This is a genomic window from Streptomyces sp. NPDC055815 (assembly GCF_053616475.1).
Map to the genome: position 1 here is coordinate 1 of NZ_JBSHDU010000109.1, position 24,808 is coordinate 24,808.

26 protein-coding genes are annotated in these 24,808 nt (G+C 71.3%); 15 read left to right on the top strand and 11 right to left on the bottom strand.

Annotation, left to right across the window (positions count from 1 at the left end; all coding sequences use genetic code 11):
- Positions 1 to 532: 532 nt before the first annotated feature.
- On the bottom strand, positions 533 to 1,213 hold the full coding sequence (locus ACWGN5_RS38430; RefSeq protein ID WP_453523057.1) for a hypothetical protein: 681 nt from the start codon (positions 1,211 to 1,213) through the stop codon (positions 533 to 535).
- A 747-nt stretch (positions 1,214 to 1,960) separates the two neighbouring features.
- On the opposite strand from ACWGN5_RS38430, the gene ACWGN5_RS38435 reads away from it, so the two are divergent.
- Positions 1,961 to 2,224: a hypothetical protein gene (locus ACWGN5_RS38435; RefSeq protein ID WP_453523058.1), complete on the top strand. Its 264-nt coding sequence runs from the start codon at positions 1,961 to 1,963 to the stop codon at positions 2,222 to 2,224.
- Positions 2,225 to 2,252: 28 nt separating this feature from the next.
- Here ACWGN5_RS38435 and ACWGN5_RS38440 read toward each other — a convergent pair whose 3' ends face one another.
- From ACWGN5_RS38440 to tap, 5 genes are read right to left on the bottom strand one after another with little or no spacing between them, the layout of a single operon-like run.
- Positions 2,253 to 4,919 carry a Helicase associated domain protein gene (locus ACWGN5_RS38440; RefSeq protein WP_453523059.1) on the bottom strand — a complete coding sequence of 889 codons (2,667 nt, stop codon included), beginning with the start codon at positions 4,917 to 4,919 and terminating at the stop codon, positions 2,253 to 2,255.
- A 37-nt stretch (positions 4,920 to 4,956) separates the two neighbouring features.
- On the bottom strand, positions 4,957 to 5,508 hold the full coding sequence (locus tag ACWGN5_RS38445; protein WP_453523060.1) for a hypothetical protein: 552 nt from the start codon (positions 5,506 to 5,508) through the stop codon (positions 4,957 to 4,959).
- Positions 5,505 to 6,005: a hypothetical protein gene (locus tag ACWGN5_RS38450; RefSeq protein WP_453523061.1), complete on the bottom strand. Its 501-nt coding sequence runs from the start codon at positions 6,003 to 6,005 to the stop codon at positions 5,505 to 5,507. Before ACWGN5_RS38450 ends, ACWGN5_RS38445 begins: the two co-directional genes overlap by 4 nt.
- Positions 6,002 to 6,556: a telomere-protecting terminal protein Tpg gene (gene tpg / locus ACWGN5_RS38455; protein WP_453523081.1), complete on the bottom strand. Its 555-nt coding sequence runs from the start codon at positions 6,554 to 6,556 to the stop codon at positions 6,002 to 6,004. The genes ACWGN5_RS38450 and tpg overlap by 4 nt, the downstream gene beginning before the upstream one ends.
- Positions 6,557 to 6,565: 9 nt before the next feature.
- The gene (tap, locus tag ACWGN5_RS38460) at positions 6,566 to 8,758 is read right to left on the bottom strand and encodes a telomere-associated protein Tap (RefSeq protein ID WP_453523062.1); all 2,193 of its coding nucleotides are present in this window, start codon (positions 8,756 to 8,758) and stop codon (positions 6,566 to 6,568) included.
- Positions 8,759 to 9,041: 283 nt separating this feature from the next.
- On the opposite strand from tap, the gene ACWGN5_RS38465 reads away from it, so the two are divergent.
- The 3 genes from ACWGN5_RS38465 to ACWGN5_RS38475 all read left to right on the top strand — a co-directional run bounded on the left by ACWGN5_RS38465 (position 9,042) and on the right by ACWGN5_RS38475 (position 12,223).
- Positions 9,042 to 9,716 (top strand): hypothetical protein, encoded by a 675-nt coding sequence (locus tag ACWGN5_RS38465; RefSeq protein ID WP_453523063.1) that lies wholly within the window; start codon positions 9,042 to 9,044, stop codon positions 9,714 to 9,716.
- A gap of 1,723 nt (positions 9,717 to 11,439) precedes the next feature.
- On the top strand, positions 11,440 to 12,057 hold the full coding sequence (locus ACWGN5_RS38470; RefSeq protein ID WP_453523064.1) for a winged helix-turn-helix domain-containing protein: 618 nt from the start codon (positions 11,440 to 11,442) through the stop codon (positions 12,055 to 12,057).
- Positions 12,058 to 12,061: 4 nt separating this feature from the next.
- Entirely contained in the window at positions 12,062 to 12,223 is a 162-nt protein-coding gene (locus tag ACWGN5_RS38475; RefSeq protein WP_453523065.1) for a hypothetical protein, read from the top strand.
- Positions 12,224 to 12,296: 73 nt separating this feature from the next.
- Here ACWGN5_RS38475 and ACWGN5_RS38480 read toward each other — a convergent pair whose 3' ends face one another.
- The 5 genes from ACWGN5_RS38480 to ACWGN5_RS38500 all read right to left on the bottom strand — a co-directional run bounded on the left by ACWGN5_RS38480 (position 12,297) and on the right by ACWGN5_RS38500 (position 16,738).
- Positions 12,297 to 13,289 carry a hypothetical protein gene (locus tag ACWGN5_RS38480; RefSeq protein ID WP_453523066.1) on the bottom strand — a complete coding sequence of 331 codons (993 nt, stop codon included), beginning with the start codon at positions 13,287 to 13,289 and terminating at the stop codon, positions 12,297 to 12,299.
- A 387-nt stretch (positions 13,290 to 13,676) separates the two neighbouring features.
- Positions 13,677 to 14,429, bottom strand: coding sequence for a hypothetical protein (locus ACWGN5_RS38485; RefSeq protein WP_453523067.1), 753 nt, complete (start codon positions 14,427 to 14,429; stop codon positions 13,677 to 13,679).
- 182 nt (positions 14,430 to 14,611) lie between these two features.
- Complete coding sequence (locus ACWGN5_RS38490; protein ID WP_453523068.1) at positions 14,612 to 15,394, bottom strand: hypothetical protein; 783 nt, start codon at positions 15,392 to 15,394, stop codon at positions 14,612 to 14,614.
- A complete protein-coding gene (locus ACWGN5_RS38495; protein ID WP_453523069.1) occupies positions 15,391 to 15,657 on the bottom strand; it encodes a hypothetical protein in 267 nt (88 codons plus the stop codon). Before ACWGN5_RS38495 ends, ACWGN5_RS38490 begins: the two co-directional genes overlap by 4 nt.
- A 241-nt stretch (positions 15,658 to 15,898) precedes the next feature.
- Positions 15,899 to 16,738 (bottom strand): GntR family transcriptional regulator, encoded by an 840-nt coding sequence (locus ACWGN5_RS38500; RefSeq protein ID WP_453523070.1) that lies wholly within the window; start codon positions 16,736 to 16,738, stop codon positions 15,899 to 15,901.
- A 243-nt stretch (positions 16,739 to 16,981) separates the two neighbouring features.
- Between ACWGN5_RS38500 and ACWGN5_RS38505 the strand changes: the two genes are divergently transcribed.
- The 11 genes from ACWGN5_RS38505 to ACWGN5_RS38555 all read left to right on the top strand — a co-directional run bounded on the left by ACWGN5_RS38505 (position 16,982) and on the right by ACWGN5_RS38555 (position 24,668).
- Complete coding sequence (locus ACWGN5_RS38505) at positions 16,982 to 17,128, top strand: hypothetical protein (protein WP_453523071.1); 147 nt, start codon at positions 16,982 to 16,984, stop codon at positions 17,126 to 17,128.
- Positions 17,128 to 17,298 (top strand): hypothetical protein, encoded by a 171-nt coding sequence (locus tag ACWGN5_RS38510; protein ID WP_453523072.1) that lies wholly within the window; start codon positions 17,128 to 17,130, stop codon positions 17,296 to 17,298. The genes ACWGN5_RS38505 and ACWGN5_RS38510 overlap by 1 nt, the downstream gene beginning before the upstream one ends.
- Positions 17,295 to 17,540 (top strand): hypothetical protein, encoded by a 246-nt coding sequence (locus ACWGN5_RS38515; RefSeq protein WP_453523073.1) that lies wholly within the window; start codon positions 17,295 to 17,297, stop codon positions 17,538 to 17,540. Before ACWGN5_RS38510 ends, ACWGN5_RS38515 begins: the two co-directional genes overlap by 4 nt.
- Positions 17,540 to 17,824, top strand: a complete 285-nt coding sequence (locus tag ACWGN5_RS38520) for a hypothetical protein (RefSeq protein WP_453523074.1) — start codon at positions 17,540 to 17,542, stop codon at positions 17,822 to 17,824. The genes ACWGN5_RS38515 and ACWGN5_RS38520 overlap by 1 nt, the downstream gene beginning before the upstream one ends.
- Positions 17,821 to 18,570, top strand: a complete 750-nt coding sequence (locus ACWGN5_RS38525) for a hypothetical protein (RefSeq protein WP_453523075.1) — start codon at positions 17,821 to 17,823, stop codon at positions 18,568 to 18,570. The genes ACWGN5_RS38520 and ACWGN5_RS38525 overlap by 4 nt, the downstream gene beginning before the upstream one ends.
- 103 nt (positions 18,571 to 18,673) lie before the next feature.
- Positions 18,674 to 20,926, top strand: coding sequence for an FtsK/SpoIIIE domain-containing protein (locus tag ACWGN5_RS38530; protein WP_453523076.1), 2,253 nt, complete (start codon positions 18,674 to 18,676; stop codon positions 20,924 to 20,926).
- 181 nt (positions 20,927 to 21,107) lie between these two features.
- Positions 21,108 to 21,299: a hypothetical protein gene (locus tag ACWGN5_RS38535; protein WP_453523077.1), complete on the top strand. Its 192-nt coding sequence runs from the start codon at positions 21,108 to 21,110 to the stop codon at positions 21,297 to 21,299.
- A 34-nt stretch (positions 21,300 to 21,333) separates the two neighbouring features.
- Entirely contained in the window at positions 21,334 to 21,831 is a 498-nt protein-coding gene (locus tag ACWGN5_RS38540; protein ID WP_453523078.1) for a hypothetical protein, read from the top strand.
- Positions 21,832 to 21,835: 4 nt separating this feature from the next.
- Positions 21,836 to 22,159, top strand: a complete 324-nt coding sequence (locus ACWGN5_RS38545; RefSeq protein WP_453523079.1) for a hypothetical protein — start codon at positions 21,836 to 21,838, stop codon at positions 22,157 to 22,159.
- An 80-nt stretch (positions 22,160 to 22,239) separates the two neighbouring features.
- Complete coding sequence (locus ACWGN5_RS38550; protein WP_453523082.1) at positions 22,240 to 24,093, top strand: DUF2637 domain-containing protein; 1,854 nt, start codon at positions 22,240 to 22,242, stop codon at positions 24,091 to 24,093.
- Positions 24,094 to 24,479: 386 nt separating this feature from the next.
- Positions 24,480 to 24,668 carry a hypothetical protein gene (locus tag ACWGN5_RS38555; RefSeq protein ID WP_453523080.1) on the top strand — a complete coding sequence of 63 codons (189 nt, stop codon included), beginning with the start codon at positions 24,480 to 24,482 and terminating at the stop codon, positions 24,666 to 24,668.
- Positions 24,669 to 24,808 lie beyond the last annotated feature (140 nt).

The window sequence follows — 24,808 nt, forward strand, 5'->3', positions numbered from 1 at the left end:
TTGGTGACGTGCGCGGCCGGACTCCGGCCGGGGAATGTGGGCGGTGGCCCCCCTCACGCCGCCCCGCGGGGGGGGGGGGGCCGGGGCCCGGGGGCCCCCCGCACCCACCCCTGTGGGACTCGGCGTCGTTGGTGGAGGTCGGGCCGCTCCGCTGTGCTCCGGGCCCTTGCGTTGGTTGTCCGATCGGGCTCTTCGCAAGCGAAGAGCCCTCGGCGCAAGCGCCGTCGGACTTGTCGGGTCGGGTGCTGCGCACCCTTGCGTCTGTCGACCGGACCGGGCCCCTCGCAAGCGAGGTGCCCTCGGCGCAGGCGCCGCCGATCGACGTGCCCGGACGCTGTCGCGTCCGGGCGGCGGCGCACCACCGGCCCCAGCCCCCAGAAAGACCCCCCGGCGCGCCCTTCACCGGCCCTCAGCCCATCCCCAAACGGCGCGCCCCCGAGCTGCTCCCCCGCCTCGTCCGACCGGTAGACGTCGGCTCTCAGCGGGTCCTGGCTCGGGAGGTGGGTCCTGTCACTGCGGTGTCATCGCGTTGTCACGGAGCCTTGGTGGGGCTGGCCAGCCGGGCGAGCGGGGAGGGGCGGCCCTTGCGAGTGGCCCGGACTGCATTCCAGTCGATCGTGGGATCCGCCAGCAGTGCGTCGAGGTCGCCGCGGCGGAACAGCGCGACGGCAGGTGCGGAGCTGCGGGGCTGGTAGCGGCTGCGGACACGGGCCGCGGGGCGCAGCCGGCCCGAGCGGGTCAGGTGGCCGAAGTCGACGTCGCGAACGCCGAGGTGGCGGGCAGCGGTGTAGCGGTCGAGGAGGCGGCCGTCGCGGTGGGCCCGTTCCAGAGCGGCGCGGTCGGTGAACTGCTCCAGGGCGAGGCCGTCGTAGAGGGTGTGGCCCTTGTAGGAGCCGGTCCGGGGGATCAGGCCGGCTCGGGCGAGCTCCGCCACCGTGTCGGCGTCGGCGGGGACGCCGAGGCGGTCGGCGAGCAGCTCGGCGGCGCGGGTGGCGCCCATGTCGGGCAGGGTGCCCGTCGCCGTCCGGATCTCCTCGGCGCGGGCTGCGGCCGCGTCGACGAGGGCGGCCGACCAGCGCCGGCCGGCGACGTCGGGCGGCGGGATCAGCCCGCGCTCCAGGGCGCGCTCGAAACGCCACAGCTCGAAGCCGAGGTGGTCGGGGAACTGCTGGGGGCCGTAGTCGGCCGGCGCCTTCGCGGTGCTCTCGGACATGCGGTTCTCTCCTTCGCGGTCGCAGTGCGGTACAGCGAGCAGGTTGCGCCCGAAAGATGACGTAATGCGCCGGAATGTGTCAATGGGCTTGCCGGGGGCGGGAGTTCGGGGCGCGCCGATGGAACCGCGCTCGCGTACGCGAGGGGAAATATCACTCGGACGGGTGAACGGGGCGGCCGCGCAGACGACGATGCCCCCGGTCGGCCGCACGCGGGCACAGGGGCATCAAAGACGGTTGTGGCCGTTCCTCGGGGCCGGTCCTCGGTGGGCTCTCCGGCGGGGCCCCTGAACGCGCCCGGTCCCCTGCACGAGGCGGCAGGGGACCGGGCGGGGCAGCGGGGCGACGACCAGTCGGCACCCGGGGCCAGGCGCCAGAGTAGACCTCTGGGCATGCTCCGATGCGCTCGCTCTGGCGGCACATGGGCTGCTGTTGACGCGCCCCCAGAAGGTGTCGCGGTGCTGCTTGTCGGGTGATGGCCGGCAGAGCGTCTCGTAAGTCGTCGAAGACCCCGGGGCGCTGTCACTCGTCCCCGGGCCTCCGCACGCATCAGCCCTGGTCAGACCGGGGTTGCGGGGCTAAGGGCGAGGTCCTTCATGCTGCGGCAGGCGCTCCTCGGGGTTCGAACCTGGAACTCCCGTCCTGCCCATGACTCCTGTCGGGGGCTCACCCCGCGACGCAAGGGGTGAGGAGCTGCTCATGTACCGCCTGCGCGCCAAGTGGCGTGCCCATGACCTAGGAGGAATTCCGTGTCCACTGTCCAGCAACCTGCACCGCAGTCCGCCGAGGCGCCGGCGGGCGCTCGCCCGCAGGTGGTGCACCGCGCCGCCGAGGACGGCCCGGTCCTGCTCACCGCGCGCGCGGCGATCGTGGTGACCATGGGTGGGCTCATCGGCGTGGCCGTCGCCTGTCTGACGTACCTCGCGGACCACGGCCTGGCGGCCGCCGTGCTCGCCGGCCTCGGTGCCGGCGGCGCGGGCATCCTCGGGCTGAACAAGGTGATCGGAGGTTGACGGCACCTGGCCGGTCCCACCAAGGGGTTCAGGCCCAGGCGACGCCGAGGTCGGCGAGGGCGGCGCGCTGGTCGGGGTCGAGCTTGTCACGGCGCTGCTTCACGTTGGCGTACCAGATACCGAGGTTGTGCTCGTGCTCCTGGTCGTCGACGAGGAGGACCTCGACGTGGCTGCGGCCGGGGGCGGCGATGCCTTCGCGGGCGGTGTATTGGGCAAGGGCCTGGATGCCGAGCTGGAACTTGGCCGCCGCCTTTCCCGTGGCGCCGACGGTTCGGGCCCGGGCGGGGGCGGTGGGCTGCTCGGCCGGCTCGATGGCGAGAGTGGTCAGGCGGCGGCGCTGCTCGTCGGAGAGCTCGGGCCAGGCGCGCTGCTGGCGGATGATCCAGCGGCCGAGGTCGTCTCCGTCGAGGACGACTCCGGGAGCGATGGCGGGGAGACGGCCGTCGGGCTCGTCGGCGGCGAGGCCGGCGAGGACGCGGTGGTGGCGCTGCCAGTCGAGCGGCCAGGGGCAGTTCCAGTCGGGGTCGATCTCCGCAAGCTGGGCGGCTCGTACGGCGGCGCGTTCGGGATCCTTGCCGAGGCCGCCGGTCTTGCGGAGGTTGGCCATCAGCTGGCCGATCGCGATGCTGTCGGTGTCGCTGTCGCCCCAGGTGGCGTCCTGGCGGGGGGCGAGGTGGCCGTGGGCGTGGTGGAAGGAGCGCAGGGCGGCGAGTTTGGTCTCCCAGGCTTCCTCTCCGGGTTCCCAGACCATGCCCTCGTCGTCGAGCTGCTCCTTGCGGTAGGGCTCCAGGGTGCCGGCGCGCAGGTTCTTGCGCTGCTGGTGGACCCACCGGCCGAGCGGGAACGTCTTGGTCGCGCCGAGCTCTACCTCGGTGTCGTAGGGGACGGCGGCGAGGCCGGTGAGGTGGTGCTCGGCGCGCCAGCGGCGCAGGGCCTGGTAGCCCTCCAGCCAGACCAGGGATTCGGGGCGGTAGACGCGGGCGCGCAGGAATGCGGCGATCGTGGCGGGGTCGCGGGGGGTCGCGAAGTGCAGGAGGGCGGATTCGGCGGCGGCCTGCGCGGCGGCCTCGGCGTCCTGCTCCTCGTCGCCTCCGTCTGCGGGGGCCGTGGCGGCGGCTGGGATGATGCGGCCTTCCTCGTCGCGGTGGACGTGGATCGTGCGGTTCTCCTGGCCGCGGGTGAGTGCGCGGGAGGCGAGGTCGGCGACCATGTGCTCGGAGTGGGAGCGCAGGCCGTTGAGGACGGCGACGAGGGGGGCGTAGGAGGCGGAGGCGACCATGTCCCTGGGGTCTTCGCCGGCCTGGAGGAAGACGGGGACGATGACGCGGGCGGTCTTGGCGGTGCCGTCGGCGTTGGGCCTGAGGGCGCGGCCGATGTTCTGGACGATCTCGACCTGGGAGCCGCGGGTGTCGGCGAAGCAGATGGCCTCGACTCCACGTTCGCCGGTGATGTCGACGCCTTCGCCCAGGACGCGTACGGAGGCGAGGAAGGCGCGGTGTACGCGTCGGCCGTCGGCGTCGATTCCGTTGGCGAATTGGCGGATCGTCTCGCGGCGTTCGGCGACGAGGTGGTCGCCGCACAGCCAGGCGGCCCAGACGCGGTCCGGGGGTACGTGCCGTCCGGGGTCGAGGTCGTAGAGGCGGGCGTCGATGGAGGAGGCGGGCAGGTGCTCCGCGTCGGCGAGGGCGTCGAGGCCGGGTTCGACGGCGTACAGCTCGGCCGCGGTCTTGGGGAGCTTGGCGGCGAAGGCCTCGGCCTCCTCGATGCGGTGGTGGAAGGTCATGACGGTCTTCAGGTTGTGCTTGGCGGCGTGCTCCAGGAGCGCGGCCTGGAGCAGCGCGAGACGTCGGCCCCGGAGGGCTTCCTCGGAGAGGCCGAGGACGGGGTCGGGGTCGCGGATCTCAAGGACGTCGATCTCGAACCCGGCGAGGATCTCCCGCGAGATCGCCTCCGACAGGCCGAGCTCGTGGACCCACTCGCCATACGTGCCGTCCGGGTCGCTTTCCATCGAGGCGACCACAACCTCCTCGTCTCCCTGGCCGGGGCGCGGGGCGGCAAGAATGCGAGGGGTAGCCGTCATGTAGAGCCGGAAGGCGGCCGGGATGCGGGTGTTGTCGTGGATCGCGGCCCAGGGGCGGGCGGCGTCGCCGGCGGTGCCGTGGGCCTCGTCGATGACCGCCAGGTCGAAGGGGTCCATCTGTTGGCCGTAGAGCCGCTCGCCGCCGGCGAGGGCCGCCTCCAGCGGTCCGCGGACCTTGCGGCGGCCGGTGATGTCCTGGGGGTCGTCGCGGTCGACGAGGGAGGCGTACGTCGCGAACACGATCACGGGGCCGGTGCTCGCCCACAGGGCGAGCTGGATGGGGTTGGTCGTGGTGCGCACGCCGAGGCTGTCGAGGATGTCGTCGCCGGCGAGGGAGCAGACGGCGGTCATCGGGGCGGTGTGGCCGACGCGGCGCCAGGCGGCGGCGGTCTGCACCAGGAGGTCGAGGGTGGGGACCATGACCAGGATCCGGCCGTGGGGGAAGAACTGGCGGGCGGCGGAGGCGGCCGTGATGGTCTTGCCGGAGCCGGTCGCCGAGACGAACGTCGCCCGCTCCCCCGCCTGCCCGGGCACCTTAAGGTGCGGCCAGCCGGTCCACGACCGGATGGCGGCCAGACCGGCCGTCTGGTGTTCGCGCAGCTGAATCGCGGTCACGTTCCCTTGTCTCCTTCGGCCCAGGTGGTGGTGTGGGTCAGATGTGGTCGGGGTGGAACGGCGGCACGGACAGCGTCCCGTCGGGGCCGGTCTCGATACGTGCGGCGAGCTGGATGAGGATCTGTTCCAGCGTCAGGCCGGTGCGGGCGGCGGCCTGCCGGACCGGGGCGGCCTGGGCGGCGGTCAGCCACAGCTGCGGGGTGATGGCGGACGCCTCCTCGCGGCGGCGGGCCTGGTGTGCCTCGGCGGCCGCAAGGTGCTGCTGCCGGTAGGTGGCCCGCTCGTGCTCCCAGCCGGTGCCGGTCGCATCGGCGTCCGGGTCGTAGACGCTAGCGCTGGCCACCGCGAGCAGGTCCTGGATCCGGCGCCATTCGGTGTGCTTGGCCGCCCACGTCTCGGCCAGCCGCTGCGGGTCGACGGCAACCAGAAGGTCTGTCTCGGGGACCATCCCGCGGCGGGCGTCGCGGGCGGTCTCCCGCTCGCGCTCGGCCGCCTCGGCGACCTTGTCGGCGATCTGCTCGGCGTCCAGGCCCGCCGCCTGCCGGCGGACGGAGTCCCGGGCGACGTCCTGCGGGCTCCAGATACTCATCGGGTGCCATCCTCCTCTGGCGTGGCGGGCAGCGGGTGGGCCGGGTGGTGCCGCAGACCTAGGTCGAAGTAACTGCGAACGAGCAGAGACAGTTCACGGCCGACGTGGGCGGCGTGGCCCAGGGTGGGGTACCAGTCACCGCACCCACACTGGGCCTCGGTCCCGGACGTACCGGTCCTCACCTGATCGGTCGGGTAGTGGCCGGTGACCACGTGCGCGACCCGTGCGTCGAGGTCGGCCGGCACGACCGGGGTCGGGTCAGAATCCGATGCGGTGAAGTGCCAGGTGATCCACTGCCCGGCTTCCGGATCGTCAAGGTCCCCGTCGGGCTCCCATTCCTGGGTGTGCCGGACGCCCGCGCCGACCGCGAAGCGGAGGATCCGACCGGAGTCGGGGCAGGTGGCCTGGTGCCATTCGCCGAGGTGGCCCGCCTGCTGGGTGCACCGCAGGGGCAGCAGGTAGTGGGTGTCGGGGCAGAGCGCTCCCTGGTCGGTCACAGGTCGAACTCGATGTGCTCGACGTTCAGCATGCGCACCTCCTCCAGGCTCGCCGCCCGGGTGCCGCGCTGCTGGAAGTACACCTCCTTCAGGGCGTCCGCGACCGCCTGCCGCATCTGCTGCTCCCCGCCGCGCTCCTGCGCCTCGAAGATCCGCTCGGCGTGGCGCGGGGGGAGCGCGAGGGTCAGGTGCCGTTCACGGGCCTCGTCGGTGGTGCCGGCCGGGGCTTCGTAGCCGAGGCTGGCACGGACATCGATCATCAGGCCGTTCGTGCTGGCCGCCGCCTTCTTCGCCTTCTCCTTCACCTTCGGCTGCCACCGCTTGCTCGCCTCTCCCTGCATGAGGGCAGCAAGTTGAGCGCGCGGTTTCTTGATCTCACCCTTCACATACCGCTCCACGGTGCGCTGGGAGATGCCGAGGAGCTGCGCGACGGCCTTGGTGCCCTTGAGCTGCTTGACCAGGAAGCGCACCTGCGCGCCTGCCGACTTCGGAACGGGGCGGGTGAGGGCCTTGTCCAGGACGCGGTCCAGGCCCTCGCCGACCGACTTTATCACCATGGTCTACTCCCCCGAGTCCGGGCCGGCGGTGCCGCCGGCCTTGATGTAGCGGGCCAGGTTCAGCAGCGGGTCCTGGGTCTGCTCGCGCAGCTCCTCGGCCCACAGCGGGGTCCGGGTGCCCTCGTGCTTGACCATCCCCGGCGACACCCCGATCCGGAAGGAGCCGGGGATCGTCTTGCCGTCGGCGGTGTAGGGCAGGACGTCGAGCGGGGACGGGCCGTGGGCGGCGTACACCGCGCAGTCCGACAGGACAGCGACGGGATAGCGGCCGGTCGCGGCCGCGAGCGCGACCATCTTGCGGTGCATCCCTGTACGGGTCCGGGAGATCACGGTGTCGCGGATGTCCGGGCGCCACGTCGGACGGGCGAGCGCGGGCCACGGCTGGCCGGGCCGCCAGTTCCCGCCGCGCGCCTTCTCCCGGAGCTTGCCGATGCCGAACTTGCAGGTGCCCTTGATGGCGTCCAGCACGATCGCCGCCTCCGGGTCACGCTCCTTGTAGCGGTCCATCGCGGCCAGGTACTCGGCCGGGGCGAGCTTCTCGCCGACGCCGAGGTCGGCCATCGTCGCGACGTACGCGTCCCGCAGCCGCTTGTACCAGGCGTCCAGGTAGCGGCCCGAATCCGGGCGCAGCCACGCCTCGATGGGCGTGACGTCGTAGCCGAGTTCGACGGCGTAGGCGACGGTCGGGGTCGCGTACCAGGCCGGGCCCGTCGGGGTTTCGCCGGTCGGGGTGAACGGGCTGGGCAGCAGCTCGCCCTTGAGCTGGGTCCACTTCTTGCCGACCAGGACGCGGGAGAGGTCGACGTGGGACAGGTCGACCAGCCACGAGCCGGGTACCGCCGGGTCGAAGGCGGGGCGGGTGATGTGGACGGGCGGCGTCGACAGGCCCACGATCGCTCCGTTCGCACCGGCACCGAAGGCCATGTTGACGTCGACGCCGACCAGGTGCGGTGCCATGCACTCCGCGTCGGTCAGTTCCCGCGCCCAGTCGAAGGCTTCCTCAAAGACCCGCTCCTCGGGGCCGCGGACGTGGAACCGGGGCAGGTCCGCGAGGACCGGGTGACCGTCGACCGCCTCGCACGGCGGCGGGTCCATCGGGTCCGTCCCGAGCGAGCCCGGATTGTGGACGCTGTGCCGGCGGCCGTTCTCGTCCGCGGCCGACGCGCGGGTCGGCGGGTGCAGCGCGGTCATCAGCTCCAGGCCCGTCACCGCGGTCGAGCCGCGCGGGGTGATCACACGGGAGGCGTACAGGCCCAGCACGCGGGCGAGTTCCGCCGGCGGCAGCTCGGCAGCATGGCCCCAGGACCGTGCGTCCAGCGCCCTCCAGGAGGGGATGCACAGCTGCACGCACAGGCGGCGGCCGCCCTGCGCGGGGCGGTAGATCCGCGCCCACGAGCCCAGACCCCGCTTGGTCAGCTGCCACTCGGCCGCCTCGATCTCCCCGATCACCTTGTGCCCGTCGGGCAGGCGGCCGGCGAGCCGCTCCTCGTCGGTCAGCTCGATGGGCAGGCCGTAGTAGTCGAGCGCGGCCGGGGTCAGGACGAGGAGCGGGTCCGCATCCCGGCCCGAACCGTCCAGACGAGGCGCGCCCAGGCGGGCCTCGGCCAGCGTCCACTCCACCAGCGCGGGCAGCGTCTTGGCGGGGACGTCGAGGACCAGGCCGCCGACGCAGTACGCGGAGACCGCACCGTCCTCCACCGTGAGGACGGCGAGCGGGCCGTTGGCGAACCGCGGATCGGCTCCGACCGTCGTCGTCGCCGGCTTCGCCGTCGTCTTCCTCGCGGCGGCCGCCGGACGCCGCGGCGCCGACGTCGCGCGGGCCTTATTCGGCGGGGGCGCGGCGGCCGCGGACGGCGCCGAGGAGGTCTCCGCAGGTACCGCGACCGGAGCCGGCGGCGTCGGCGTCGGCGTCGGGGATTCAGCGGCCGGGACCTCGGCCGTGCGGGGCGCGGGGTACTTCTTCGCCCAGCCCTCCAGCAGCGCCAGGTACGGGGCCCGGCGCGGGGGCCGCGGCTCGCTGTGCCCGGACTCCCAGTTCTTCACCGTCTGCAGCGTCGTACGCAGGGTCCGCGCGAGCGTGGCCGGCGTGACACCCGCCGCCTCACGCAGCCGGGCACGCTCCTCGGGGGCGGGAAACTCCGGGCCCTCCACCAGCAAGGCCTCCACGGCCTGGAACAGCTCTTCCTCCGATGGCATGCGACCACCTCCAAGAAAACCGTATCACCTTCCATTGCAGATTTGGGCTTGGTTTTGGACGCTTTCGAGTGAACATGCTGGTCAAGGCCTTGAAGCCGCAAATCCGAATGGCCACAGATTGATAACGTTACGCTTCCTCGTACGGATGCAACGTGGCATCCACGGTCAGCCCCAGACCGATAAGGCAGGGCAGGGACCCTCGGTCCGTGTCCAATCCGTCCGGCGGCCGGTTGTCGCCAGTGCCGCATGCGCGCCCTCCTCACCGACCACCGGAAGGCCACCAATGACTGATCAGAATCCCGGAGCCGGCGACGGCGTGCGCACTGCTGCCGCGCACCTCGTAGCAGCTTTCACGCACCTCGGAGCCGAGCACAAGGCCCTGACCGCCGAGCAGGAACAGACCGCCGCCAGAGACATCCAGAGCACGGTGCGCCGGATGGCCGGGGAGATCAGGGATGCGAGCCGCATCCTGGCTCACGCCACCGCCTCCGTCGCCACAGCGCAGGGGATGCTCACCCTCGGCCTCGACGGACAGGTCGCCAGGGACGACCAGGGCGCGCACTACAGCCCGCTCGGCAGCCTCGGCAATCCCGACGAGCGGCTCTACGAAGCACTCAGCCTCATTCAGGTCGCCGCCCAGCACCTGGGCAGTGCGTATACCCCGACGAAGAAGCATCCCGCCCTGGCCGACGCACGACGGCCAGCGCAGATGCAGACGGCCCTGTCCCGCATGCGGGACGCCGTCACCGTACTGTCCGCTGAACTCACCGCCCGCGGCCAGGGCGAGCCCACCGAATTCGCCGAATGCGTCGGCTTCCTCAAGGACCTCGCCGAGCGGACGTGCCCCAGCCTCCCCGCCCAAGCGGGCCCGAACGCGCAGGAGGTGACCGCCGCGATCCTCGCCGATCCCGACATCGCACGCGCGGCCGCCGCAGCGCTGCAGCATGTCCCCGGCTAACAACAAGCCCGTCCCGAAGCGGCTGGAGCGAGTGGTCGAAATCGTCTGTCGCCGTCGCCGTTACGGGCATCGCGACCGTGGTGAGTTCCACCCACCATGCCCCTCTCAGTATGGCCATTCACCTGGGAAAAAGGGGTGAGAGCCTCTCAGGGTGCGGGGTGTGCTCACCATGGTGAGCACACCCCGCACGGCGACGGAGAGCGTGGACGGCAGAGCCGGGTGGGACGCGGTCGGCCCAGCGGTACTGCTCCCAGAGCGCTTTCTGGGCGCCGGGCCTCACCCACCCACGCCATCTCGGCGCGGGCTGCCGCCGACCCTACGGGAGCCGCAAGGTGCCAGGATCGGCCGGACCTCGCCGAGACGCCGCCGAGCGGGCCGGGACGCTGGAGGGCTGTGGCCGCGGTCGGGGCCGGCAGTCCAATCTCCGGTGGCGGCGCGCTCGGCAGCGGTCAGGGCGCGCGGGTCACGGGCGCCCGGCTCGGAGATCTCAGGGCCAGGGCCGAGGGCCCGGCGTCGTGCGGTTGTCTTGAACGGCTTCCGTTGGACCCGGGCGAACGGCGGGAAGTGGCCCCACCTCTCGAACGGGTAGCCGACGGCTCACCCGAAGCCCTGACGGCCTCTTCTCGCTGCCTGCGCTTGTGCGTGGGCCACCCGCCGCACCGCCGGTCGAACGCTTGGCGGAGCCACTTCTCACCGTTCCGGCGGGGCCACCGGAGACCGTCGCAGACATGCGGTACTCACTACCCCAGTCTCCCGCTGGCCGGGTCCGCAGGTGACACTCCGCACTCGCCACGTGCCGCACGCCGAGGCGGGCGACCAGCCGGGTACGGGCGCCGGGGTCTTGGTAAGCACGGTGGTAAGCGGCCGGAGCCGTGGTAAGTGCCGCCGCTCACACTCACCACGGCTGGTCAGCGCCGGTCACTACGCCCAGTGCCGCAGGTCGGGGACAAGGTGTTGGTTCTCGGTCTCTCTGAGGTCGCTCTGTATCGGTTGTCCGATGGGATCGGCACACTCAAGCCGTACCTGTCGGCCTGCCTCAAGGGCCCACGGAGGCGGGAGACCTCAAGCCGCGGCTCAGCCGGGACGCTCCGCTGAGCGTGCGCGGCTTACCAGAGGGTGGCGTGACGGTGCACCGAACGCAGAATCCGATACCACCCCCTATTCGACGCACGCCCCCACCAGTCAGCCCCCGACTACCCGATCGCCGCAAGACGGCGAGCGGAGGCACCTCAGCCACTTCCCGGCCCCAGCCCCGCTAGCAAAGTCCTGAGGTCAGCCACGACGGTGCCGCGCAGGCCGGCAGCGGCAGGGCCCCAGCGAGCGGGGCCGCTTGCGGCCACGGGAGCCCGCTCGCCGGTCCAGCGCGGCGTAGGCGCTGGCGGGGTGCAGGGGCAGAGCCCCTGCAACGACGACGGCGCTCAGCCTCCGGGTGTGCTGGTCCTGTGATGCGTATAGAGAGCACCAATACCCCGACGCTCTGACCTGCGAAAACACCGAAACCAATGGCATCCTGCGATGCCTATATCGGCATCCTAGGATGCCAATACCTGTCGCCTAGGGTCATGTCGTGCTGGGTCATCGAAGGAATCCCGCGATTCGTTCGATGACCAATGGCGACATGTCGTCTAGGGTCATCGAGGGAATCGTCAGGTTCCTCCGATGACCCAGCACGACATGACGTCTGCGGTAATATCGGAGGGTCACGCACTCAGCAGGTCAGGGGATGTACGTGCACCACAGGGCCCTGCGCCGGGAACTCGTCAACGAGGAGACCGGCGAGATCCATGGCTTCCTTGAGGAGCAGAAACGCCGCAGGTCTTACGCCCTCGGCGGCCAGTACGGACAGATCTCGTTCGAGCGTGTTCTCGACATGCTGGCGTACGAGTCAGGGCTCACCGGTGACGACATCCGTGCCTTCTTCTACTGCGGGATCATGACCTACAGGGATGGCGGCGCGACGGCCAAGAAGACCGCTGAGCACCTGGGCATCACCCCGCAGGCGTGTCGCCGGATCCTGAAGAAGTTGTCGGAGCACAAGATGCTCCTCGTCGCCGACGTCGTGGGCCGGACGATCAAGTACCGTGCCAGCCCGCACATCATCTCCGCCCTCTCAGGCGAAGAGCAGGCCATCGAGGCCGCCGCCTATCACCTGCCGACCCTCCCGGGACGACCCGACACCGCGAAGGACAAAGCCGATGTCACGAAGCCCGTACCCCGAGCTCGTCGAGTTGCAGGAGCGCATCAGCGGTCTGCCTCACCTGAAGCAGAACCTGCTGATGACGTACGCCCTCCAAGGCGGGCTCGAAGGACCAGTGGAGATGACGGCGGTCCAGTTGGCTGAGCTGGTGGGCGCAGCCGCCCCCCACTTCTCCCGTGCCCGCCGCGAACTGGAGCAGGACGGCTGGCTGGAGTACACCCACAGCGAAGGCCAGGTGAAGTTCTTCAGGCTCGGCGAGAAGGCCACCGGGCAGACCGTCGTTGTGCCGCTGAGGCGCGCCATCGGCTGACATCGAGCACGACGAAGGGGCGGAAGACACCGTGTCTCCCGCCCCTTCGTCATCTCCACGTGTCTGTGGACGCTCAGTCCTGCGCCGTTTCCGTTTCTGCCGCTGCCTCGGCTGGATCGTTGGCCTTGTGCAGGTAGAAGGGGCCGCCCAGAGCCGACAGGAACGTCGGCCGGGTGGTGCGCTTCAGGACCTGCTGTCGGTAGGCGACGCCGGTGCCGTACCGGCGGTGGTCGACGCCGGCGGGGTTGGTCTCCCATTCGGCCACGTGGTGCAGGACGTCGTTGAGGAGACTGGCGTCCGTGTCGGTTGAGTCCCCAGCCCGTAGCGCGCGCAGGATGGTCACGCTGGTGGGGAATGCGATCCAGGTGTTGGTCTTGTCCTCGGCGACGCTCGTGGCCAGCCGGATGAGCGTGGCGTCCAGCGGGTCTTGCTTCCAGGCGGTGCTTTCGAGGACCGGGCCGCTGTTCATCCATGTGTGGAGAACCTGGCACTCGTGTGAGTTGAGACCGACCGCGCTGCTGTTCAGCAGGTGGTGAAAGAAGCGGATCAGAACGTCTCGTCGCCGGGGCGTGTTCCTGCGGTCGAAAAGACAGTGCTGGCACAGCCAGCCCATCGGCTCGAACGCCCGGTGCAGCGGCGGGCGAAGTGGCCGCACTCGGCCTGTAGCGTCACCCGGCTTGATTGGTTCGTTGCACAGTCCGCAGGTCTGGGGGACGAGTGCCTTCTTGACGCACCGGGGCCCGGGAAGCTGGCCGACGCCGTCAGGACGGGCGTATCCAGAGCGCTGGGCCGGCTCCGGAATTTCCGAGGGGCTACGGAGCCAGGCGCTGAGAACGCGGACGGCTTCGCGGAGATCGTGTTCATCCGCATCCTGGAGGCTGTTCAGGCCGATCGCACGTGCGACCTTGGGTTCCGGTTCGGGACGCTTTCGGCTCGCGGTCCGGGCACGGAATCCGTTCTTCAGGAGCCGGAGAAGCCGATCCCTGCAGAGCTGATCGAGGTCAACGCCCAGCACCAGGTCGATGTCCAGGTCGAAAGTGCCCTGACCGAAGTCGTCATCGTCCACGTGTGCCTCCCGGCTGCCGCCCTGATCCGTGTCCACGATGCAGCGTCGGCTGAAGGCCACTCGACAGGGTTCACCCGCCAAGGTGGAAGGTGTCCTCCGATCGTGGATCTAGAACAGCACTGCTGACGCAGCGACGAAGCGGCCGGCAAGATCGCCTGTGATCAGTTTCCGGCTGCTTTGGTAAGCGCAGTGAAGAGTCGTGGTGAGTCGGCTACCACGGGACTCACCACGACTGGTCAGGCGGGGCCGACGGTCTGAACCTCGGGAAACCGGACCGGTAGCCGTCCCCGTGAGGCGCTGTGCGTCGATCTGAGGGGGGATCACCTCCCGCCCCACCCAAGGAGGCTTGGGAAGGGGCGAGCGGTCAGGAGAAGGCCACACAGCGGGTCAGAAGGGTGCACGCTGGGGTTCAGCTGCCTGCGCGGCGGTGACGGCGGCATCTCGCGCGGCTTCCCACTCGGCCTCTGCGGCGGCCTTGGCCAATTCCGCCTCGATCTTGCAACGCCCGCACAGACCGGCGGTCTGGACCGCACGTCCGCACGGTTTGCCGCCGTGGCCAGGGCAGTCGCCCACGTCCACGGTGGCGGGCGGCTCGGCGCACACCAGGCAGAGCCTGCCGTGGGCAACGACGCCGCGTCCGCAGCCGTGAGCGCAGGTGGGCTGTTCGCCGCCGAGGCAGACGGCGCACAAGTCCGTTTCGGGCAGGGCAAGACGGGGGCACATGCCCTCGTCCCCGGCGCAGGGTCGGTGTCGGCCCGCGCCGGCGACCTCCGCCTCCAGACGCACGCGCTTGTCCGCCCAGGAGGCCGGGACCGGCGTCTCCTCCGGGGCCAGCTCCTCACGCAGGAGGTCGTAGCCGCATGTCTGCTGGGCGGGAATGAGCCGGACACCGGCGGCCGGGCCAACCGCGATCAGGTCCCGCAGCCGACGGCCGACGATCGCACCGACCGTAGTTCGAAGCGGCTGGGGCAACGGACGGGCAAGCAGGGCGTGGCGAATCTCCTGCGCGGTGAACCCGATCTCCAACATTCCGGTGGCCACCAGGCCCTGGTCCCGCAGCGTCTCGGCGTGCGCGATCGACCACTCCGGTGCCTCCGCCGCCACCGCCCGCAGCACCTCCACCCCAGGCGTCAGGTCCACCGGCCGCACCACCGCAACCGGACCCAGAGCGGCACTCCGCTCCTCGTTGCTGCTGTCGTTCCCCGGCGCGGCGCCAGCCGCCGCCGGTCCCCCACCGGCCGTCACTGGCCCGTGCTCCTGATCCTTGATGACGCTGCCGCCCCCGTCCGTCCCTCCGTCCGATGTTTTTTCGTGCGCGTCTTCTACCTGCAGGGACGGACGGACGGACGGACTAGTGGGTTCTTGATCTTGGCTCTCAACATCACGGCTATAGACAAGGGCGTCATCCATGACGTCACCCGTCGCGTCATGGATGACGCCACCCGTCGCGTCACCCATGACGCTACCCCCCCTGTTGTGTTGTCCTGGGGGGTGGCGTCATGGATGACGCCACCCCCCTTCTTCGCCTTCTTCCGGCGGGCCCGCTCCTTGCGCCGTTGCTCCTCGCGCTTGGCCTCCTGGGCCTGCAGCTCCGCCTCGTAGGCCGTCCTCCAGGCGCCCAGGTCGAAGTCGGGGGCGTGCTCGCCCACCCATGCGTCCACATCCAGGCCGGGGACCGTGTGGCCGTACCGGGCGACGAGCTGCGGCGGGGTGCCCTCGGGAGGCGTCATGCCGTGGATCAGCCACGCGTCGTGCAGCTCGTAGAGGTTGGCGTCGTTCTCGTCGGGCTTGCCCTCCACCTTCCGGCGGTGGACCGTCACCAGCCCGATCTGCTTCTCCAAGTAGTCGGCGGCGCGGTCCACGGTCTGCTTCGAGCAGTCCAGACACGACGCCAGAGCCTCGCGATACGGGTAGCCCTGACCGGTATCGCGGGAGCTGACGTCTGCGTAGCTCACCAGGAGGTCGTACAGCGGCTTCGCCTTACCCGAGTTCAGACCCGGGTCGGAGTCGCGCGTCACGCACACGGCGAACATGCCGAAGCGCAGCCCCGAGGAGCCTGGACGGCTGACGCTCGGTCGGTAGGCACTGGAAGGCCGGCGGTTCATCGGGACACCCCCGCGAGGTACCCGTACGCCTCCAGGAGCTCCGCCTGATCGTCGTCCTCCCTGGCAGCGAGCGATTCCGCGGTGAACTCGGCGCAGTCGGGCAGGCAGATCCAGGCGTAGACACCGGTGGCGGTGAGCGACAGCCGTTCGCCCCCGGCCGCCGACCGCTGCGCGGTGACGGTCAGCAGCTGCGGGGCACCCGGGCGAGTCCTGACACGAGCACGGTCTGGTGGCGTGTCGCGCTGTACATCTCGTACGCTCAAGGAGAGCGCACCTCCACTCGAATCTCGTGTGCTTCTCCACCAAGGCCTGCACGCCTGCGGTGGACGTTCGGGCCCCGCTACGGCGGGGCCTGCTGCGTTGTGGTGCATCGGTCCTCGACTACTCGGGAGCGGATGCCCAACTCTTCGGTTCGGTGCTCACCACCGAGCTGACCACCGAGAACACTTCCTCATCACAAGACCGCATCTACTCGTGGTCAGTCCCGCGGTGAGGGGCGGCCCGCTACTTGGTGGGTTGGTCCGCCTTGTAGTAGTCACTGGTGGCCGGGCTGACCGGCCACTTCGCGGACGCCCCACGCGCTACCGGGTAGCCGACCGCAAACAACTCGGCCGACATACGGATGTCCTGGACCTCCACCACCCGTTCCAGCTGGCGGCGCTTCGCAGGCAGCACCGTGACGCGGACGGCTCGCAACAGCGGGACGCCGGTCTTGGGCATCAGCAGCGCCGCAGCTTCCTCAGGCATCGGCATGCGGGCGGATACTTCTTCGCGCCACTCCAGCGGCCGGCCGGCCCATTCCTCGACGCGGTCGTACATGCCGCCCGCGCCGGTACTTCCCTCAAGCGCGGGCAGTTCCTCGGTTACCCACGTGGGAATCCAGGAATCTGCGAGCTGGCGGTGCGTCTCGATATCCGGGTCACCGATGATCCGGCGGCGCACGGTCATCTCCGCGCCCGTCTCGACGCCGAGAATGTCCGCGACATCTGCCGGGGCCGGGGCGGTGGTGACGCGGGTCTGCTCACCGTCCGGATGAGGCAGCGCCCTCCAGTGCTGCACCTCCGGGCCGGAGTAGTACCCCAGCTCGTCGCGCTCGATCTGTCGACTGCGCACGGTCAGTCGAACGCGGTCCGGGAGCTCCCGGACGAAAACGCCGGTCCGCCGGCGGCTTTCGATCAGGCCCTCGCGGGTGAGCAGTCCGTACGCCTTGCGCACGGTGATGTCGCTGACGCCGTACTGCACTGCGATGGCTCGCATGAGAGGCAGCGCGGTGCCTGGGGCGTACTCGCCTGCCGCGATCCGTTCTCGCAGGTCACGGGCGATTTGCTCGTACTGAGCCACCATCCCTCTCACCTTCCCAATCGATCACCTGACACATTTAGCGTATACGCCAACCCTTGCGTGCGCCAGATCTGACGTATACGTTATCTCACGGCAGCGAAAGCGGCTCCCGGCGGGAAACCGGGAGCCGCCTCGTGTCGGCCGCTTGCGTCCGACACGCCTGGCTCGGTGCGGGAACAGCGAGCCAGGTTGCCGCAGTTGCCTGCGGCTGCTGTCGGACGCATCCAGGGTGAGTGGAGGACCGACATGTCCAGTGTGAACGACGAGGAACGCCGGGCGGCCGCGGCCGCGATGGAGGCGGCGCGGCGCGCGGCGCAGGACGCGCTGATTAAGGCGCAGGAGGCGCAGGCGCGGCTGGTGGAGGCCGTGCAGCAGGCCGGGGGTGTCCGGTGATGCGCGGTCGGGTGTTGTGGGCGGTGCGGCTGCTGTTCGCCGTGACCGTCGCGGTGGAGGTCTGGGGCGCGGTGACGGGGAACCGAGAGGTCCTTTCCGTGTCGGCGCTGGTGGCGCTCGCGCTGATCGCCATCAACCACGGTGTCGTCTCGGCGGGGGGTGCCCGGTGAAGATCAGTCACGTGTACCTCGGGGCGCCGCGTGAGGCCCAATACGAGTGCGAGACCTCGGAGAAGGCGGCGTACACGGTGATCGGCGCGAACGTCGTCGCGGGTTTCACCGCGGCCCAGTTCGCGCTCGATGCGGAGGGTCGGCGGTTCAGGACCCCGGGCGGCGAGCTGCTGACCGTGGTGGCCGTGACCGGCGGTTCGGGCGACGTGATCAGCGCCTTCGCGTTCACGGGGGGTCGCTGATGTACGGGCAGATGCGTGTGCTCCTGGTCGACCGGGCCGTTGCCGCGATGGCGACGGCGGCCCGGATCGCTCGGCTCACCGTCCGCCTCGCGACGCGGACGTCGATGGGGCCGGCCGACCTGTACGCCGCCCTCGCGACCGCGAAGTTCATGGCGGCGCACGAGCTGATCGAGACGGCCGCCGACGCGGCCGAGGAGTCCGGCGACCCGGACATCGAGGTGACCCACATCAACACGCCGCTGTGGTTCGGCGGGATCACGATTCACGAGGAGACCGAGCGATGAGCACGACGAGCAGCGGACCCTACGACTGGACGGCCGACGGCTGGGCCGACGAAGAGGCGTACCCGGGCGACCGGCCGCCGTCCCGGCTGGCGCCGCCGCGGCGGCCCACGCCGCGCCGGGAGTCGCGTTCGGAGGCGGTTCCGGGGGCGAGGGTGTCGTACGGCGAGCACGACGGCGGTTCGTCGCGGACGACGCGGGTCGCGAGCGCGGCGGGTGCTGCGGTGGGCGGGTTCGTCGGTGGGGCGACGGGCGGTTTCGTGCCGCCGGTCAACGTCCACATCAACGGTGGTGGCGGCGAGGGTGGTTCCGGCGGCCGCAGCGGCGGCGGCCGGGGAACGGCCCCGGCGTCCGGCGGGTCGGACCGTCACCAGGGCGACCGGATGATCTACATGGTCGAGAAGATCGAGATCCGCTCCGACCGCGACATCCTCGCCCTCGCGAAGGCCATCAACCACTTGGGCCGCGAGCTGCACCTGATCCTGGGCATGCGCGCCGAGGAGATCAACGGCGTCCTGTCCACGTACAAGGGCAAGTGGTACACCTTCGGCGCCTCCTCCCGGGTCAAGGCCCGGCTGGTCTCCGCCCACCTGAAGGTGTCCGCCGAGGCCGCGAAGGCGCTCGGGGTCGGCGCCCTGAAGATGGCCGCGGCTTTCGACCGTCACTTCGTGAAGCCCGAGCAGGAGGCCAAGCGCGCCCGGTCCGGCAAGACCGCCCCGAAGAAGACCTTCACGATCGGGGACAGCTGATGCCCGACAACGAGTGCTTGCTGTGTGGAGCGCCGGGCGGTGCCCCGTACTGCTCGATCGCCTGTGAGATCGCGGACAACCCCGACGAATACGAGGAGGAGTGATGGCACGGAAGAAGTCTGGGGCCGCCGTTGAGGCGGCGGCCCCGGCCGTCGGCTCCGAGGTGGTCGCGGTCGGCAAGTCCGTCGGCAAGGCGATCGGCGGGTACGTGCTGGCGAAGAGCCTGCCGTACACCCCGCCGTGGATCGCGGCGGGCACCCTGCCCCCCGTGGCGGGCGTGGCGGTGAACCTGCTGTGGGGCGATGAGGCGCTGTCGGCCGGCCTCGCGTCCGCGGGGATCGCGCTCGGCGGCACTGCCCTGGCCGCCGTCACGTGGAAGACCAGCGGCGCGAACACCAAGTTCCGCAAGTTCCGGCGGGCGCAGGCGACCGCGACGGTGGCGGCCGGGATGGGCTGGCTCACCTGCGCCGTGTCCGCTGGGCCTTTCGGGCGGCCGATGCTGGACCTGTGGCTGATGGGCGGCGCGCTCATCGCGGCGTCCTGGAACGCCCGCCAGCTCATGGCCGCCGGCCAGGGCGCGGACCCGGAGGAGACCAACGGCGGCGGGACGCTGGCGAAGCTGGCCGAAGCGATCGGCTGGGAGAAGGTCACTGTCAAGGACGCCAAGGGGACCGGCAAGGGCACGGTGAAGGCCGCGCTTGAGGTCGCCCCCGGTTCGACGATCGACGCGGTGCAGTCGACGGCCTCCAAGGTCGCGGCCGCGCTCCAGGTCCCGCCGTCCGGGGTGATCGTCACCCCGGACCCGGAGAACGCGGCGCGCGGCACGATCTCGATGCGCGTCGCCGACCTCCTCAAGAACGGCGTCGCCTTCCTGATGCCCGACGCCTTCGGCCTGATGCCCACGCACCCCATCCCCCTGGGCATGTACGCCGACGGCGAGCTGTGGATCATCGACCCGTTCACCGCGGCGATCCTCCAACACGTCCTGGTCATGGGCGTGACCGGCGCGGGCAAGTCGGAGCTGCTCCGCACGCTCCTGGCGCACCTGGCCACCCGCCGGAAGATGAGCATCTTCCTGATCGACCTGTCCAAGGGCCGCCAGACGGTCGGGCACATGGCCGACGGCATCGACTGGCTGATCCAGGACGCCAAGGAGGCCAAGCGGCTGCTGAAGAGCCTCCCGGCCGCCATCAAGGCGCGCGGTGACGTCCTCGCCTCCGAGGGCCTGGACCAGTGGACCCCCGAGTCGTCGCTCAACGCGATGCTCGTGTGGGTCGAGGAAGCCGCCGACGTCGCCGACTTCGAGGAGCTGGAGAAGATCGCGCGGGCCGCCCGCTCGGTCGGCATCTGGCTCGGCATCAGCCTCCAGCGCGCCACCTGGACCAACATCTCCACCGACGTCCGCGCCAACCTGCAGGGCTCCATCTGCATGGGCGTCGACGACGCCGGAGACGCGGGCTTCTGCCTGCCGGACTCCGTCGTCGCCGCTGGCGCCGTCCCCGCCTGGGGCAGCAGCCGGCCCGGGTACGGCTTCGCCACCGGCATGGGCATCGAGCCGGAGCGCTGGACGATGGAGGCCCGCTCCTCCCTCACCGACCGCGCGGTGCTCGCCGCCCTGGTTGCCGCCGCCGCCCCGTACCGCGACCCGCTCGACGCCACCACGGCCGCCGCGCTCGGCCAGACCTACGCCCAGCGCACCCACAGGGGCACCAACCGCACGACCCCGGGCATCGAGGCGTCGGCCGCGGCCGCCATGGACGCGCTGCGCGCCGCGATCGCCGCCGCTCCGCCCGGAGCCGTTGCGATCCCGGACACCCCGGACGCCTTGACGGTCCCGGCTCCGGCCACCCCGGCCGCCGCTCCGGGCGCGACGGCCCCCGCTCCGCCCAAGGCGCCCGCGGCTCCGGTCGCGGCCCCCACCCCCTCCGCACACCTCACCGAGGACGAGATCGACATGGACGACATCGAGGAGGCCGCCGCCGTGGAGATCGAGGACGCCTACGACGAGATCATGGGCACCATCCCCGCCGACCCCGAGCCGGACGCCGACTACGCCGGCCTCGGCCTGGAGGACGACGTCGTCGAGCCCGACCCCGACTCGGACATGGACTTCGAGCAGACCGAGCGGATGTCGACCGAGGACGCCCGCCACACCCTCTACACCGAACTCGACGGCTGGGCCGCCACCGGGCGCCTGGAGTTCGAGCCCGCCGACCTCATCCCCGCCACCGTCGCCACCGGCCGCAAGCGCCCGTGGATGCAGGGCGAGCTCAAGCGACTGGTCGAGAACGGCTGCCTCCAGCGCGACGGACACGGCACCTACGTGATCCTCCACTCCCCCCTCCAGCCCGCGTAACGGCTACAGAAAGTGACGGCCTGACAGTCAGAAGACACCCGAACTTCTGACTGTCAGGCGGCCGGGGGGCCCTAAAGAGAAGTCACAGATTTCCCCTGATGACAGCCCTGACAGTGCGCTCTGACTGTCAAAAACCCCGGTCCTGACATCCGCCTGACTATCACTCAGCGTAAGGATTCGCATGTACACCGGACGCCCGGAAGACCTGCGCCGCAAGGAGCAGCAGGCCACCGCCATCGCCGCCGAGATCGCCGACCTGCTGACCCGGATCGACTCCCTCGGCATCGGCCAGTGCCTGCCCGCCCAGGGCCGAATCGCCGGCCCCTGCTTCGACATCCGCCGCACCGAACGCGGCTGGACCGTCCGCGCCTGACCCGCCCGCCCCCGAGCCCGCCGAGGAGGATCCCATGGACCCGCAGCCCACCCCCAAGACCACCGCCGCCGACCTCATCGCGGCCGTCGAGGACGCCCTCGCCACGGCCGCCGGCGCCCCCGCCGAGCCGATGGCGACCTCATACCGCGACACCACCCCGGTACCCGCCGTCGGCGACGCCCTCCCGGTTGCCCAGCCCGGTCGCCCGCCGATGTCCCCGAAGGCGACCGACGCCGCCGTCGTGATGCTCGCGGGCGGCGCCGGAGTCCTCATGGCCGGTACCGGCGCGGGCGTCGCGCTGTGGGCGCTGGCCGGGGTCGACCCGGTCACCTTCGCCCTCGCCGCCGGCGCGCCCGTCGCGGTCGTCGCCGCCCTCGCCCGCCTCGTCCGCCGGGCCGGGCAGGCCGCGCAGCAGGCCGCCCCCATCACCCACCACCACACCTACACCGGCCCGGTCCGCCAGGAGCACCGCACGACCACCACGACCACGCGCGGCATCCTCGCCCGCACCACGATGAAGAACGGCCGGTGACACGGTGACCACCCGGCGCACGGTCCTGGCGGCCGTCCTGGGCACCCACGGCGAGCGCTGCGGATGCGAGGGCGCCTGCGGCTCTCACCAGGGCATCCGCTGCCTGACCCCGCACCGCGAGAAGCCCCTGCACGCCGCCCCCTACCCGCCCCGCACGACCGACGTCGCCAACGCCGCCGTGCCCGCCGAGGAGTTGTGGCCCTGGTGTCCGGCGTGCTGGCGCAAGGCCCTGAAGATCCAGCGGGATCACGCCGCCACCAAGCGCCTGCGGGAGCTCCAGGACGCCCAGGGAACCCTGTTCGACCCCGCTACCCTCACCGCCAGCTGACCCCCGGACATGCGAGCGGGGCCAGGGAGTTCGCTCCTCCCGGCCCCGCTCTACGACCACGGAGAACGCCCGTGACGCACATGGAAACCTACCCGCCCCGCCTCAACGGCCACGCCCACCCGGCCGCTCCGCCCACAACCGACCCCGCTCCGCACACCGGGGCCGGTGCTCCGCCCGCCTCCGGCACGGGGGAGACTGCCGGGATGCATGACCTGAAGACGACCGCCACGATCCCGGCCCCGACGGGCTCCGCCGAGACGGCCAAAGCGCCCGCTCCGGCGACCGAGACGGCCGATCCGCCCGCGAGCGAGACCGCTCCGCCGCGCACGGGGACGGCTCCGGCCGCCCCCCGGGCGTGGTCGGTCCGGGCGATGCGCGGAGTCATCATCGCGTCCGCGCTCTGCGCGGCCGTGGTCGCCGGCATCGGCTTCATCGGCTCCTACGACGCACTGCGCGGCCTCGCCGAGGGGCGCGGCTTCGACTGGTACTCGTGGATCTTCCCGGTCGGCATCGACGCCGGCATCGTCGCCATGTACGGCCTGGACCTCGTCATGGTCTGGCGCCGGATGCCCAAGCCCATGCTCCGCATGGTCGCCCACCTCCTCACCGCGGCGACGATCGTCTTCAACGCCGCCTCCGGCGAAAAGCCGATCCTGGTCGACCCGCTCGGCGCCGCCATGCACGGCGTCCTGCCGCTCCTCTTCGTCGCCGTCGTCGAAGCCGTACGGCACCTGATCATCCGCACCAACCGCCTGATCCTCGGGACCGAATCGGACCAGGTCCCGCTGCACCGCTGGCTCCTCTCCCCCTTCGCCGCCTGGGGCATCTACCGCCGCATGAAGCTGCGCGGCATCACCTCCTACCGCCGCGTCGTCGAGATGGACAAGGAACTCGACGTCTACGAGGCGTGGCTCAAGCACAAGTACGGCCGCGGCTGGAGGAAGCGGGCCGACGCCACCGCCCTGCTCCCCTTCGAGATGGCCCGGTACGGCCTGAGCGTGGAGGAGGCACTGGACCTGCCGCGCACGCAGCAGGAGGCCGACGACGCCCGAGCGGCGGCCGAGGCCGAGCGGATCGCAGCCGCCGCGGCCGGCGAGGAACAGCGCGCCCTCGACGCCGAGGAGCGAGAAGCGGAGGCCCAGGTTCGGCGCATGCGGATCGGCGCGAAGGTCGAGACCGCCGGGCACCAGATCGCGGCGGAGACCACCGCGGCGCAGGCGGAGGCGCGCGCAGCCGAGGCCACCGCGAGGGCGAGCGCGAAGGTCGCGGAAGCGACCGCCGAAGCCGAGGCCGACAGCGCCGCGCACACCGCCCGTCTCGCGGCGGAGGCGGCCAAGCGTGAGGCGGAGCGCTCCGCCGAGTCGGCGGAGCGGATCGCCGCGCGGGAGGAGGAGGCGAAGAAGACGGCCACCGAGGCCGAGGCTTATGCCCGCGCCATGGCCGCGAGCCGTCAGGCGAAGGAAGCCGAGAAGGCGATCGCCGAGGCCGAGGCCGAGACCGCCAGGCACCTGGAGGAGGCCCGGCGCGCCCATGCGGAGGCCTTCCGTCTGGAGGAGGAGGGCAAGACCGCTGCCGCCCGAGCGGAGGCGGAGCGTGCGGAGTTCGCCGCGCGGAAGGCGAAGGCGGAGCAGGAGGCGGAGGAGGCGACCGCCGCTGCCGCCCTGGCGCGCGAGGAGGCCGCCCGAGCTGAAGTCGCGGCGCTGGAAGCCGAGGACATCGCCCGCCTCTCGCCCGTCGAGCGCGCTGTACGGAAGGTCGCCCGCATGCTCCTCGCCGCCCACCCCGGCCTCCCCGCCGGCCAGGAGCCCCAGGGCTTCGACATGTACGCGATCTCCCTGGAACAAGTCATGGACGCCCTCGGCGTCTCCCAGACCATCGCCGGCCAGCGCCGCCAGGCCGCCGCCGAACTCATCACCAGCGGATACCGCGGCTGACCCCTACGCACCTCATGCCGAAGGGCGGCCCCTCAGGGGGCCGCCCTTCGGCATGAGGTCGCCAGCCGAGCAAGCGTCGTCGGTCAACCCGTCCAGTCCGCATGGGAGTCCGCGTGCCCCACCCGCCTGTCGAGGGTGCCGGGCGGCCGTCGGTAGACTTTGCAACTGTTCCTCCCCGACCGGTGTTCCTCCGGGGAGACAGGTCTACCGCGTGTCTGACGCATTCGCACATGTCCGTGCTTGAAGCCAGGCCCAGGCAGCCCAGCCAATCCGAGCGCCTACCGGAAGCGCCCGGCATGACCACCCACGCCAAGCGTGGGGTGGCCAGGCTCGGCTGCCGTCATGGCGTCTGCGTGTGGCTACCCCCAGAGCTCTGGAGGAGCTACATGCAGTCGAGGCTCACCACCCTCGCCATCGTCGGACTCATCGCCATCATCGCCGGACTCGTCTCCGGGATCATCTGGCGCCTGCTCGATAACTCCGTGTCGAGCGCCGTCGGCGCTGGAAGCGGCGCATTCGCCGTGGCGGCCACGCTGGGACTCGCGGCCGTGGCCTACGCCGCCCCGGCCTCGTGACCCCCGAGCCGCCGTGCCCCCGCAAGGCCACAGCGAGGCCGCCGCCGTGAGGCGGCCGGTTGCGGGGGTGTTCCGGAAATCTGGAACGCCCCGGAACGCCGAGGGCGTCATTCCCAAATTTTGGGAATTAGCCCACCGCG